The 12,332-nt window shown below is 62.6% G+C and carries 11 protein-coding genes; 7 read left to right on the plus strand and 4 right to left on the minus strand.

The features are described 5' to 3' along the window. The first annotated feature begins 13 nt into the window (after positions 1-13). The 3 genes from ABZ728_RS14045 (at position 14) to ABZ728_RS14055 (ending at position 1,978) form a co-directional block, all read left to right on the plus strand. On the plus strand, positions 14-1,147 hold the full coding sequence (locus tag ABZ728_RS14045; RefSeq protein WP_366656825.1) for a carboxylate-amine ligase: 1,134 nt from the start codon (positions 14-16) through the stop codon (positions 1,145-1,147). 97 nt (positions 1,148-1,244) lie between these two features. Continuing rightward, positions 1,245-1,538 (plus strand): DUF1244 domain-containing protein, encoded by a 294-nt coding sequence (locus tag ABZ728_RS14050; RefSeq protein WP_366656826.1) that lies wholly within the window; start codon positions 1,245-1,247, stop codon positions 1,536-1,538. Between the two features lie 164 nt (positions 1,539-1,702). Then, on the plus strand, positions 1,703-1,978 hold the full coding sequence (locus ABZ728_RS14055) for a DUF2312 domain-containing protein (protein WP_366656827.1): 276 nt from the start codon (positions 1,703-1,705) through the stop codon (positions 1,976-1,978). A 6-nt stretch (positions 1,979-1,984) separates the two neighbouring features. On the opposite strand, the gene ABZ728_RS14060 is transcribed toward ABZ728_RS14055, so the two are convergent. Both ABZ728_RS14060 and ABZ728_RS14065 read right to left on the minus strand, forming a co-directional pair. After that, entirely contained in the window at positions 1,985-3,928 is a 1,944-nt protein-coding gene (locus ABZ728_RS14060; protein WP_366656828.1) for an ABC transporter ATP-binding protein, read from the minus strand. Between the two features lie 109 nt (positions 3,929-4,037). Further along, positions 4,038-5,018: an NAD(P)-dependent oxidoreductase gene (locus ABZ728_RS14065; protein WP_366656829.1), complete on the minus strand. Its 981-nt coding sequence runs from the start codon at positions 5,016-5,018 to the stop codon at positions 4,038-4,040. Positions 5,019-5,747: 729 nt separating this feature from the next. Here ABZ728_RS14065 and ABZ728_RS14070 point away from each other — a divergent pair. Then, positions 5,748-6,542 carry a DUF1828 domain-containing protein gene (locus tag ABZ728_RS14070; RefSeq protein WP_366656830.1) on the plus strand — a complete coding sequence of 265 codons (795 nt, stop codon included), beginning with the start codon at positions 5,748-5,750 and terminating at the stop codon, positions 6,540-6,542. A 69-nt stretch (positions 6,543-6,611) separates the two neighbouring features. Here ABZ728_RS14070 and ABZ728_RS14075 read toward each other — a convergent pair whose 3' ends face one another. Further along, on the minus strand, positions 6,612-7,037 hold the full coding sequence (locus tag ABZ728_RS14075) for a GNAT family N-acetyltransferase (RefSeq protein ID WP_366656831.1): 426 nt from the start codon (positions 7,035-7,037) through the stop codon (positions 6,612-6,614). Positions 7,038-7,124: 87 nt separating this feature from the next. Here ABZ728_RS14075 and ABZ728_RS14080 point away from each other — a divergent pair, with 87 nt between their 5' ends. Both ABZ728_RS14080 and ABZ728_RS14085 read left to right on the plus strand, forming a co-directional pair. Beyond that, positions 7,125-7,262 (plus strand): type II toxin-antitoxin system RelE/ParE family toxin, encoded by a 138-nt coding sequence (locus tag ABZ728_RS14080; RefSeq protein WP_366657197.1) that lies wholly within the window; start codon positions 7,125-7,127, stop codon positions 7,260-7,262. A gap of 18 nt (positions 7,263-7,280) precedes the next feature. After that, positions 7,281-7,589 (plus strand): HigA family addiction module antitoxin, encoded by a 309-nt coding sequence (locus ABZ728_RS14085; RefSeq protein WP_366656832.1) that lies wholly within the window; start codon positions 7,281-7,283, stop codon positions 7,587-7,589. Between the two features lie 109 nt (positions 7,590-7,698). Here the strand turns inward: ABZ728_RS14085 and ABZ728_RS14090 are convergent, their stop codons facing one another. Beyond that, positions 7,699-11,247: an indolepyruvate ferredoxin oxidoreductase family protein gene (locus ABZ728_RS14090; RefSeq protein ID WP_366656834.1), complete on the minus strand. Its 3,549-nt coding sequence runs from the start codon at positions 11,245-11,247 to the stop codon at positions 7,699-7,701. 232 nt (positions 11,248-11,479) lie between these two features. On the opposite strand from ABZ728_RS14090, the gene ABZ728_RS14095 reads away from it, so the two are divergent. Continuing rightward, on the plus strand, positions 11,480-12,178 hold the full coding sequence (locus ABZ728_RS14095) for a nitroreductase (RefSeq protein ID WP_366656835.1): 699 nt from the start codon (positions 11,480-11,482) through the stop codon (positions 12,176-12,178). The last annotated feature ends 154 nt before the right edge of the window (positions 12,179-12,332 follow it).

The raw sequence follows: 12,332 nt of genomic DNA on the forward strand, positions 1-12,332 counted from the left end.
AATCGAGGAACTGATGAACCTGGACGGGTCCGAATTCACGATCGGCATGGAGGAGGAATATCTTCTGGTCGATCCCGAGACGCGCGATCTGATGATCGAGCCGCCGCCGGCCTTCCTCAAGGCGTGCGAGGACGAACTGGGCGGCCGCGTCAGTCCGGAATTCATGCAGTGCCAGATCGAAGTCGGCACGCCGGTGTGCCGCTCGATTGCCGAGTTGCGCCGGGAAATCGTAGCCCTGCGCGATACCGTCTGTTCGGTCTCACAGGCGCACGGCCTGGCGGTAATCGCGGCCTCGACCCATCCATTCGCTTGCTGGCGTCCGCAGCGGCCAACCGTTAACCCTCGCTACGACAAGCTTGCGGCCGAAATGGGCACGCCGGTCCGCCGGCTGCTGATCAGCGCCATGCATATGCATGTCGGCATCGAGGACCCCAATCTGCGCATCGATCTGATGAATCAGGTCCGGTACTTTCTGCCGCATCTTCTGTCCCTGACGACTTCGTCACCGTTCTGGCGCGGTCAGGATACAGGGCTGAAGTCCTATCGTCTGGCCGTCTTCAACGAAATGCCGCGCAATGGCACGCCGGAGCAGTTCGTCAGCTATGGGGAGTACGAGCAACATCTTCAGGCGCTGATCGACGTTGGCGCGATCGAGGACGGCACCAAACTGTGGTGGGATATTCGGCCCAGCGCGCGATTCCCGACCCTGGAAATGCGCATCTGCGATATCTGCACCTCGGTCGAGGACGGGATCACCGTTGCCGCGCTCTATGCCTGCATTCTGCGCATGCTCTGGCGGCTCAAGCGCGACAATGTGCAGTGGCGGCGCTACAAGACCATGCTGCTGAACGAAAACCGCTGGCGCGCGATGCGTTATGGCATCGATGGGCGGCTGATCGATTTCGGCCGGCGGCAGAGCATCGCCTTCCCCGAGCTGATGGAGGAAATTCTCGATCTCACCGAAAAGGATGCCGAGGCGCTCGACTGTGTTGCGGAAGTGCGCCGCGCGCGCGAGATTCTGTCCCGCGGCACCTCCGCCCATCAGCAGGTCGCTACCTATGAACGCGCGTTGGCCGACGGCGCGACGGAGTCCGAGGCACAGCAGGCCGTGGTCGATTGGCTGATCCGGGCCAGTCGGCCGGAGTGAACGGCGGTCCGGCCTTTCGGTCAGATCGTCGGCGGGTTATCTATGGGGGGCGATTGTACATCCGCCGGCAGTGCCGGTGTCACCCAGGGAGATGATCATGGACGACCGGACCCGAACCGAAGTGGAAGCTGCGGCATTCCGCACCCTGGTCGAGCATCTGAGAACCCGCACCGATGTTCAGAACATCGACCTGATGAATCTGGCCGGCTTCTGCCGCAATTGCCTGTCGAAATGGTACCGCGCGGCGGCGGAGGAGCGGGGCGAGACCCTGTCTTACGAGGAAGCGCGCGAGATCGTCTACGGCATGCCCTATGCCGAGTGGAAGGAAAAGCACCAGACCGAAGCCGGTCCGGACCAGAAGGCGGCGTTCGGGAAATCCGCCTCCCATTGACGGGCCTGGTCTCATCTACCGACAATCATGGATCCACCCGCCTTGCACTGGCGCCGCCGCGTCATTATACCGGCGGCTGTCGAGCCGGGACCGGTCCCGGGGCCGCCCCCGGGGCTGCACTTGGAACCGGTGCTGTCGCCAATCCATTGAAGGGTTTCTGATCCATGTCCGATGTCGGTGGAATCGCCGGTGACCAGTTGCGTTCCTATATCGAGCGGATCGAACGACTCGAAGAGGAAAAGGCGACGCTTCAGAACGATATGAAAGAGGTCTTCGCCGAAGCCAAGGGCAACGGCTTCGACGTCAAGATCATGCGACAGGTCCTGAAGCTGCGGAAAATGGAAGCCGCCGACCGGAGCGAGCAGGAAGAACTGCTCGAACTTTACAAGCGCGCGCTGGGGATGGATGGGGCGCCCGCCGGCGATCCGGACGACGAATAGACCCCATCATCCGGCAACGGAACTGGCCCGTGCTTGCGCCTCGGCTTCGGTCAGCCCGAGAAAACCCCCGGATTGTCGACGCCAGAGATCGGCATAGAGGCCGCCGCGCCGCAGCAGTTCGTCGTGAGTTCCAGTTTCGACGATCCGCCCTTCGTCCATGATGATCAGCCGATCCAGAACGGCGATGGTCGACAGCCGGTGGGCGATCGCCATCACGGTCTTGCCTTCCATCAGCGTGTAAAGCTGCTCCTGAATGGCGGCTTCGACCTCGGAATCGAGGGCCGAGGTCGCTTCGTCCAGGATCAGGATCGGCGCATCCTTCAGCAATACGCGCGCGATCGCGATTCGCTGACGCTGCCCTCCGGAAAGCTTTACCCCGCGCTCGCCGGCATGGGCGTCGAGGCCGGTGCGGCTCTGGGTGTCGACCAGATCGTTGATGAAGTCGTCGGCATGGGCGCGGCGTACGGCCTGCATAATCTGGTCATCGGTCGCGTCGGGGCGGCCATAGGCGATGTTGTCGCGGATCGAGCGATGCAGAAGCGCCGTGTCCTGGGTGACCATGCCGATCTGCCTGCGCAGCGATTCCTGGGTCACGTCGGCGATGTTCTGGCCGTCGATCAGGATACGCCCGCCTTCCAGGTCATGGAACCGCAACAGCAGATTGACCAGCGTCGACTTGCCGGCACCGGAGCGTCCGACCAGGCCGATCTTTTCCCCAGGCTGAATGGTCAGCGACAGGTCGTCGATGATCCCCGTCTCGCGGCCATAGTTGAAGCGGATGTTCTCGAACCGGATCTCGCCCTTCCGGACAGTCAGTTGTGCTGCATCGGGCTTGTCGGTCACCGAAAGCGGCCGGGCGATGGTGTTGATGCCGTCCTGGACCGTGCCGATGTTCTCGAACAGCCCGGCGATTTCCCACAGCACCCATTCCGACATCGACCGGATCCGCATGACCAGCGCGATCGCCACGGCAATGGCGCCCAGCGTGATCGCCGACAGGTACCAGCTATAGATCGCCACTCCGGCAATGCCGGCCAGCAACAGGGCGTTGACCGTCTGCAGGCTGAGCGTCAGCATCGTGACCAGCCGCATCTGCCGGTGGACGGTAACCATGAAACCGCCCATGGCGTCGCGGGCATAGGCCTGTTCGCGCCGGGTATGGGCGAACAGCTTGATGGTCTGGATGTTCGTATAGCTGTCGACGATGCGGCCCGTCATTTGCGCGCGGGCGTCGGCCTGTGCCATCGAGACTGCGCGCAGTTTGGGGACGAAATACCACAGGATCACGATATAGGCCGCCAGCCACAACAACAGCGGCAGCGTCAGCCACAGATCGGTGCCGCCGACCAGGAACAGGGCGCCGGTGAAATAGACGACGACATAGACCAGAACGTCCATCAGCTTCATGACGGTTTCGCGGATCGCCAGGGCCGTTTGCATGACCTTTTGCGATACGCGGCCGGCGAATTCGTCCTGAAAGAACGCCATGCTCTGGCTGAGAACATAGCGATGAGCCAGCCAGCGCGCGATCATCGGATAGTTACCGAACACCGTCTGATGGGTGACCAGCGACTGGGCCAGCACCAGTAGCGGCAAGCCGATCACGATCAGGGCGGCCATGCCGACCAGCGCCCATCCATGATCGGCAAAGAACGTCGCGCGTTCGGCATTGGCCAGCCAGTCGACCAGTGTTCCCAGATAGCTGAGGAAGACAAGCTCCACGACCGAGATGGCCGCCGTCAGCAGCGACATCCCGATGAGCCAGGGCATCATCGGCCGCGAATAGTGGTAGACGAAGCCGAGCAGGGTTTCCGGCGGCCGTGCCGGTTCGCTGGCCGGGAAGGGGTCGACCAGCCGCTCGAAGGCGTCGAACACGCGGGAGAACGGTCCGCTGTTCGACACCGGTACTTCCTTCGACGGCGGCGGCGTAGTTGGATCGGTGGTGGCCATCGGATCCCATGCTCCTGGCGATTTCTGGTTCGGTCGAGCGCCGTTGATACGACCTCGACCAAAGTTGAGGTCATGGGCGATCGACCGGGATGCTGCCGGCGCTGCCTGCCTATCCGCGATCGCCGGGACCGGCTTGCGGCGAAACATAGGCCGGATCGTGGGCGAAGGGGAGGGGGGAATCGGTGCGAAGAGCCGTCAGGATTGCGGCGAAATCGGTGCGGCATCGAAACCCCAGCAGCCGTTCGGCCCGGCCGGCATCATAGACGCGCCCGATGCTGGCCGGAAGCTTCCAGCCCCGGCGTTGATACAGGCCCGGGGCTTCGGGGAAATATTGCGCCACCACGGCGGCGGCATCGGATTTCAGCGCCTCGGCATCGGCCTTGTCGAACGGGGTCGGGGCGGCGATGACGAACGTCCCGAAGCCGAGCGACGGCGCGCGTTCCAGCGCCACCAGATGCGCCTCGGCCGCGTCTTCCACCGTCAGCCGCCGGTTCAGGAATTCGTTGGCTTTCAGATTGGGGCCTGACAATTCGCCCCCCGGGAATTCGCCCAGGCTGTCGTCGTCTTCCGGAAAAAAGCGGGCCGTGCGCAGGACGACGCAGTTCAGGCCTTGCACGCTCGCCTGCAGGCGGCACAGTTCTTCGGCGGCCCGCTTGGTGACGCCATAAATGTTCCGCGGCATCAGCGGCCCGGAGTCCTCATCCAGCCAGGCCGCCACTGTTCCTGCTTCCTGCCGGATCGCGTCGGTGATCATCAGCGATGTCGTCGAGGTGAACACGAACCTGTCATGCCCGGCGGCGGATGCCGCTTCCAGCAGGTTCAGCGTGCCGGTGATGTTGACGTCGACAAAGGCCTGAGCCGGAAAGCGGGCGATGTCGGGCTTGTGCAGGGCGCCGGCATGGATCACGGCCTCGATGCCATAGTCGTCGAAACAGCGGTCGACCGCCGCCCGGTCGGCAACCGTGCCGATGACTTGCGTCTCCGCGCCGGGTGCAACGTCCATCCCGACGACGGCATGCCCCGCAGCCCGCAGCCTTGGGCCCAGATAACGGCCAAGCCAGCCGGACGATCCGGTGAGCAGCACCCGCATCGCTCAACCTCCGCATGTTGGAACGGTAAGGTCTATAAGCGATGGGGCGACACCCCGTCTAGCCGGTTCGCTCTGTCGGACCGGGATTGGGTCCAGCGGTCGCGATCGCCGATTAGCGGCATCCATGAAGGAAAACCGGAGATTGCGCTACGGAGTATATATGGTAATCAGAAGGCGCAATGTGACGGAATCAGGCAGGTTCCGAATAGCGCATAGTGAGCCCGAAATGATCGAGAACGAGGATCGATTTCGCACATGCATGTTCGACACCTGATAGCTGCCGAAAAGGAACTCCAGTCCGACACGGGCTGGCACACAACCGATCTGAAGCCGCGCCATGCCCCTATCTTTCCCAAGTCCACTCCCATAAGGGCAGGATGGCAGTGGCGATCCGCACGGGCATCCAGCGCGGAAGCCGAATTTGTCCTCCTTGCCAAGTGCATTCCCCGCCGTGATAATTGGCAAGCTGTATTGATCCTGACCTCTGATGTGGGGGCATCTGTGGTCGCACGTTTCGAACATCATGGTAGTCATCCCGGGCTGCACGCACACGCACATTGCGAGCGTGGGGGCACGGAGGTCGGGGTCCCGAGGTTTGGATGACCTTGTTCGTGTGCCTGCGGCAGGAAGCGGTTCCTATCACCGGCGAACGAACGCGTGGACTGAGCATGGTTTTTGGGAAGGCGCCAGAATTTTCTTTCGAATACGGGAGAAAAAGGGAGTTCTGCTATGATCGATGCAGAATTTCTGAAGAATAGCCTGTGCACGACGTTTTGCTCATCAATCGTCGTCAATCCGGTACCCAGCGGCTTCGCGATCAGCACTGTCTTTTCAGACCGTTCCGGTGATCCTCTCGCTTTCTATGTTGTCGAGAGCGGCTATGGGTTTTGTCTTGAAGATGATGGCGAATACCTTGCTCGTTTGGTCGGTTCGGGGATTGCGATCGATCAGGGACAGCGCGCCCAGCTGCTCGATTCCATTCTCGAGCAAGGAGGTGCGTCATGGGATCGTGACACCTACGAAATTCGGAGTGGAAGTTTCGACCAGTCTCAACTCGGGCGGCGCCTGACAGGTTTTTTGTCGGCGCTCATCCGTGCTCGCGATCTGGAACTTCTTACGCGCGACGTCGTGCGCTCGACGTTTCGTGAAGATGCAGTCTCAGCGCTTGAGCAGAAATATGGCCAAATGGCGCGTTTCGACGAAAACGAACCCATTGATCCCAATCTTTCCGAGTTTCCTGCTGATTTGGTAATTCGGCCATTGGAAAGCAGCGCTCGAACAGGCGCACTGTATTTCGTAACATCGAATGAAAAATTGAATGAGGCTCTGTTGTTGAAAATGGAGTCAGAGCAATTGGGCCGAAAAGATTTCAGTATCATTGCGTTAATAGAAGATTCAGAGATGCGTATGCTGAGCGGTAAGAAATTTCAGCGCGCACAAAATCGGTCGTTGTCGATGCCGATATTTCGTGGTGATGAAGATGCCGCAGTCGCCAGGATTGGCCGCGATCTTGCGCTGATCTAGTTATTCAATAGAGTCAGCAACGCTTCGTTGTGCCACCAAAGTGGGGTGAGCGGACGAAGCGGCCACTGATCAGGTGAGAGCTTTCTCGAAGAAGACACGATTAAAGCCGTTCTCGGATCGCCGTGCCACTTCAACGTAGCCGAGCCGACGATAGATCGAGAGGTTTTCGGTCATCTTCACGTTCGTATATAGATGCACGGCACCGAAGCCGCGACGCCGCGCTTCATCCTCGCAGAAGGCGATCAGTGCCTTTCCGATACCCCGTCCAGCCTTGCTTGGCAGAACTGCGATATTCTCAAGGAGGATGTGTTCTCCTTCAGGGCGAAATACGATAAAGCCTTGTAGAATGCCATCGTCATCGGTCGCGACATGGACCTCACCGGCAGCGATCTGAGCGCCATAATCGGCGACCATCGGTGCGGGTTTCCGCCCGATGAGATCAACATAGCGAGCGTAAGCTCGCTCCGCACAATCCCTGATCTCGGGTTCGTCCATTGTGTGCGCCTGCCGGATCACGTCTTTGCTTCCCTGTTATGGATACTGGTACGTTGCGCCCTCTATCTTCCCGCATTCCGTGCCCGGATGCAGCTTTTCGTTGCGTTGCGCGACGACCGGGCAGGACAATACTCCATCCGTATCAATCAGGAATGGAGACTCTGTTTCGAGTGGCTGGACGGAAACCGAGGGCCAACGAACGTTGAGATTGTCGATTACCATTAACGCGCATGGAGACCCGCCATGTTAAAGCGAAAAGTCCATCCGGGTGTCATCTTGACGGATGAACTGGGCATAACGCCGACAGAATTTGCGCGTCGCATTGACGTGCCTGCGAACCGGATCAGCCAGATTATCGCAGCAAAGCGCGCGATAACCGGCGACACCGCGCTACGCTTCGGACATTGGTTCGGTAGCCATCCGGAATTCTGGATCAATCTGCAAGCGCAGTTTGACCTGGCGTCGGCAGAGGAAGCGACAGGGGAGGCCATTCGGTCTCTGCCGACAAGGGAAGATTTGTCGCCACAGGAGTCGCGATCGCCGCCTGTATAGCTGAAAAACCGGTTCGCGTTCCGCACTTTGCCCCGACCCAATCGGGGACCCCGAGCCGGATGAGCCGGGCTCGCGTTCTGCCCGGACGATCAGGATGTGAATACCGGCGTTATTCCGCAGCCTCGCGGGCCTGAGGGGCCGGGTTGAGGAGTTCGACCAGCAGGTCGTCACGCCGTTGGCGGGCTTTGGCGACGGCTTGCTCCTTGATATGGCCGTATCCCCGGATCGACTGGGGCAGGTCGGCGAGTGCGACCGCTGTCCGATGGGTTTCCGGCGTCAGGTGGGTGCAGATCGTGTCGACCGTGTCGAAATACTCAGCGATCAGCGCGCGTTCCAGCCGGCGTTCCGGCAGGTAGCCGAAGACATCCAAAGGTCCGCCGCGCAGCCGGCGCATGCGGGCCAGCACCCGGAAGACCGGCAGTATCCATGGCCCGAACGCCTTCTTGCGCGGAACGCCGGTGGACGGGTCGCGGTCCGCCATGATCGGCGGCGCCAAATGGAACACCATCTTGAAATCGCCCCCGGAATCGCTGGTGAACTGCTGTTTCAGCCGGTTCAGGAAGGCCGGATCGGTCTGCAGCCGGGCGACTTCGTATTCGTCCTTGTACGCCATCAGCTTGAAAGCGGAGCGCGCGACGGCCGTTGTCAGCGGGCGGTCGGCGCCGGCATCGCGCAGAGTCTCCTCCGCGATCCGGACGCGGTCGACGAGGCGGCGATAGCGCCCGGCGTAGTCGGCATCCTGATAATCGGTCAGGAACCGCGCCCGCCGCTCGATCATCTCGTCCAGGCTTTCCGAGGGGCGGTGGTGGTCGGGCGCCCGCGCTGTTTCCTGGCGATCGAGCAGAGCCCGCACAGAAGCCGGATCATGGGCCGCCCGGCGTCCCCAGTCAAAGGCGGCCCGGTTCATGTCGACCGCGACGCCGTTCAGCGCGATCGCTTGCATCAGCGCGTCGCGTCCCACCGGCACCAGTCCCTTTTGCCAGCCCATTCCCAACAGAAAGGCGTTGGTGGCGATGCTGTCGCCGAACAGGCGCGTGGCCATGTCGGTGGCGTCGATGACTGTGATCCGGCTTTGGCCGCCCACGGCATCCGCGATGTCCGCCAGCATCTCGCCGGTCGGCACCTTCAGATCCGGATTTTTCGTGAAGGCGCCGGTGACGATCTCGTGCGCATTGATCACTGCCCGCGTCCGCCCGTCCGAAAGCCGGGCCATGACATCGGTGCCGGATGAGACCACCACATCGCCGCCGATCAGCCCGTCGGCGGTGCCGGCCGGAATGCGCGAGGTGGCGATCTGCTCGGGGCTGGCAGCGATCCGGACATGGCTCATCACGCCGCCGCCCTTTTGTGCCAATCCGGTCTGGTCCAGCACCGAAACGCCGCGCCCTTCGATATGGGCAGCCATGCCGATCAGGGCACCGATGGTGACGACGCCGGTGCCGCCGATGCCGGTGATCAGCAGATTGAACGGCCCGTCGAGCACGGGTGGGCGCTCCGGCGCATCGGGGATCGGCGGCAGGTGATCCTCGGCCGTTGTCCGCGCGACGCCGTCGGATCTGCGCGGCTCGGCGCCTTCGAGCGTCACGAAGCTGGGGCAAAAGCCCTTGAGGCAGGAGAAATCCTTGTTGCAACTCGACTGGTCGATGCTGCGCTTGCGGCCGTACTCGGTCTCGATCGGCACGACCGACAGGCAGTTCGACTGCGCGGAGCAGTCGCCGCACCCTTCGCAGACCAGATCGTTGATGACCACGCGGCGCTTTGGATCGGCCATGGTGCCGCGCTTGCGCCGCCGGCGCTTTTCCGCCGCGCAGGTCTGGTCATAGGTCAGGACGCTGACGCCGGACCGGTCGCGCAGATCGCGCTGGATCTCGTCCAGATCGTCGCGGTGGCGGGCCTGGGTTCCGTGACCGAGCGGGCCATATTTCTCCGGCTCGTCGGAAACGACGGTGATGGTGTCCACGCCCTCGGCGCGAAGCTGTTCGATCACGGTCGGCACATCCAGTGTGCCGTCGACAGGCTGGCCGCCGGTCATGGCGACGGCGTCGTTGTAAAGCAGCTTGTAGGTGATGTTCACTTTTGCCGCCACTGCCTGGCGGATCGCCAGCGAACCGGAATGGAAGTATGTGCCGTCGCCGATATTGGCGAAGACATGCCGGCGTTCGGTGAACGGCGACTGGCCGACCCAGGCGACGCCTTCGCCGCCCATCTGGCTGAAGGTCTCCGTCGACCGGTCCATCCAGGTCGCCATGTAATGGCAGCCGATGCCGCCCAGCGCCACCGACCCCTCGGGCACTTTGGTCGAGGTGTTGTGCGGGCAACCGGAACAAAAATACGGTAGCCGGTCCATGGCCGGGTGGCGTTGGATCTTCGCATCCTCATGCGCTTCGATCGCGGCGAGCCGGGCGTGAACGCGCGCAGACAGGTCCTCCGGTCCTCGGCCGCCGGCATTCTCGGCCTCGCGCAGGATACGGCCGAGGGCGATCGCGATCATGGCCGGCGCCAACTCGCCGCCCGACGGCAGCAGCGGCGCCCCGTCGGGCGATTTCTTGCCGAAGATCCGGGGGCGGCTGTCGGTCGGCAGGTGATAGAGCCGGTCCTTGACCTGGCTCTCGATTACATCGCGCTTTTCCTCGACCACCAGCAGCGTATGGTACCGGCGCGCGAATGCCTCGGCACCATTGGCTTCGAGTGGCCAGACCAGGCCGACCTTGTAAAGCCCGATGCCGAGGCGCCGGGCGCCGTCTTCATCCAGGCCCAAAGCGTGGAGGGCTTCCAGCGTGTCGAGATAACCCTTGCCGGTGGCGATGATGCCGATGCGCGGCGGCGTGCCGGGCCAGATCTCGCGGTCGAGACTATTCGCGCGGGCGAAGGCGCCGACGGCCGGAAGCTTGAACCGCAGCAGCCGATCTTCCTGCAGCGTCGGCTTGTCAGGCCAGCGGATGTTGAGCCCGCCCGCCGGCATCTCGTCATCCATGCCGACGTCTTCAGGCAGCAGGATTCGGGGCCGGTCGTGATCGACCGCGACCGATGCGGAGGTGTCGACAACCTCGGTCAGCGCCTTGAGCGCCACCCAGCAGCCTGAATAGCGGCTGAGCGCCCAGCCATAGAGGCCGAAATCGAGCACTTCCTGCGGACTGGCCGGGTGCAGAACGGGAATGGAGGCGGCGATCAGTGCCTGTTCGGACTGATGGGGGGCGGTGGAGGATTTGGCGGCATGGTCGTCACCGGCGACTGCCAGCACTCCTCCATGCGCCGACGTTCCGGCCAGATTGGCGTGCTTGAACACATCGCCCGATCGGTCGACGCCGGGACCCTTGCCGTACCAGAGGCCGAAGACACCATCGACCGTCGCGTCCGGCCACAATCCGACCTGCTGGCTGCCCCAGACGGCCGTTGCACCGAGATCTTCGTTAACGCCGGGTTGGAAATGGATATCTTGGTCGGCCAGGTGACGTTTTGCCTTCCACAGCGCTTGATCGAAGCCGCCGAGCGGCGATCCGCGATAGCCCGAGATGAACCCGCCGGTCGACAACCCGGCGGCTGCGTCCCGGCGTCGCTGGGCAAGGGGAAGACGGGCCAGCGCCTGGGTTCCGGTCAGATAGATGCGACCGTCGTCGAGCGTATATTTGTCGTCCAGCGTGACTGTCGATCCGGCCATGGTCTGGTGCCCCCGCTCACCCGATTATTTCACCTCTTAAGGTAAACGGCGGCATCGACACCGACAATCGGTACGCCGATGTTATGGAAAAAAAGCAACGATACCGCGCGGACGCGATCATGGTGTTATGGAAATTGTCGCCTTTGCCCCGGGTGGACAAGAATATGTCTGCCCCGTAGACCGGTCAGGCAAGCGGCACCACTGGCCGCTGATGGTTTGATGAGGAAACGGCATGGCTGAAACTGAGTCTGAGACGGGGCGCGAGCTGGTTCATGGCGCAATCACCTCGCGCCGCAGCGTGCGCGGTTTCACCGATGCGCCTGTCTCGGCGGATGTCGTCCGGCGGCTGCTGGATGTGGCCCGGCACGCGCCCAGCGGCAGCAACATGCAGCCCTGGAAGGCACATGTCGTCACCGGTGCCGCCCTGTCGCGGCTGAGCAACGCGTTGATGGCCGCGCATGACAGCGGCGAACCGGCCGCGCGTGAATACGACTATTACCCACAGACGTGGCGAGAGCCCTATCTGGCGCGCCGCCGCAAGGTCGGCTGGCAGCTTTACGAGCAGGTCGGCATCGCGCGCGGCGACCGCGAAGCGTCCCGCCGCTGGCACGGACGCAACTACGAGTTCTTCGGCGCGCCGGTCGGCATGATCTTTTCCATCGACCGCGATCTGGGGCAGGGCAGCCTGATCGATTTCGGCATGTTCCTGCAGTCGCTGATGATCGCCGCGCGCGGCGAGGGGCTGGACACCTGCCCGCAGGCAGCACTGGCGAACTACCCTGCCATCCTGCGCGATCAACTGTCGATTCCCGAAGACGAACTTATCCTGTGCGGCCTGTCGCTGGGCCATGCCGATCCGAACGCCCCGGCCAACCGATTCCGGGCAGAACGGGAGCCGGTCGAGGCATTTGCGCGATTTCACGACGTCTAGGCGCTATCGATTTCGACTCCCTGATCGTCACGGACGCAATGCGGCACGAAGTGCTGCTTTGCTGATCCGGGGGCATGTGCAGCGCCCCTCGATCGTGATTTGCGAAACGGGTGCATCTGGTTCCGGGTCCCCGCTCAAGGCGGGGACGATCAGG

It is taken from the genome of Fodinicurvata sp. EGI_FJ10296 (genome assembly GCF_040712075.1).
Taxonomy (GTDB): domain Bacteria; phylum Pseudomonadota; class Alphaproteobacteria; order DSM-16000; family Inquilinaceae; genus JBFCVL01.

Bases quoted from the DNA above. Each gene is read 5' to 3' on its own strand.
- ABZ728_RS14045 (WP_366656825.1), top strand. From the start codon at position 14: ATGAACCTGGACGGGTCCGAATTCACGATCGGCATGGAGGAGGAATAT.
- ABZ728_RS14075 (WP_366656831.1), bottom strand. From the start codon at position 7,037: ATGGACGAACCCGAGATCAGGGATTGTGCGGAGCGAGCTTACGCTCGC.
- ABZ728_RS14070 (WP_366656830.1), top strand. From the start codon at position 5,748: ATGATCGATGCAGAATTTCTGAAGAATAGCCTGTGCACGACGTTTTGC.
- ABZ728_RS14065 (WP_366656829.1), bottom strand. From the start codon at position 5,018: ATGCGGGTGCTGCTCACCGGATCGTCCGGCTGGCTTGGCCGTTATCTG.
- ABZ728_RS14085 (WP_366656832.1), top strand. From the start codon at position 7,281: ATGTTAAAGCGAAAAGTCCATCCGGGTGTCATCTTGACGGATGAACTG.
- ABZ728_RS14090 (WP_366656834.1), bottom strand. From the start codon at position 11,247: ATGGCCGGATCGACAGTCACGCTGGACGACAAATATACGCTCGACGAC.
- ABZ728_RS14060 (WP_366656828.1), bottom strand. From the start codon at position 3,928: ATGGCCACCACCGATCCAACTACGCCGCCGCCGTCGAAGGAAGTACCG.
- ABZ728_RS14050 (WP_366656826.1), top strand. From the start codon at position 1,245: ATGGACGACCGGACCCGAACCGAAGTGGAAGCTGCGGCATTCCGCACC.
- ABZ728_RS14055 (WP_366656827.1), top strand. From the start codon at position 1,703: ATGTCCGATGTCGGTGGAATCGCCGGTGACCAGTTGCGTTCCTATATC.
- ABZ728_RS14095 (WP_366656835.1), top strand. From the start codon at position 11,480: ATGGCTGAAACTGAGTCTGAGACGGGGCGCGAGCTGGTTCATGGCGCA.
- ABZ728_RS14080 (WP_366657197.1), top strand. From the start codon at position 7,125: ATGCAGCTTTTCGTTGCGTTGCGCGACGACCGGGCAGGACAATACTCC.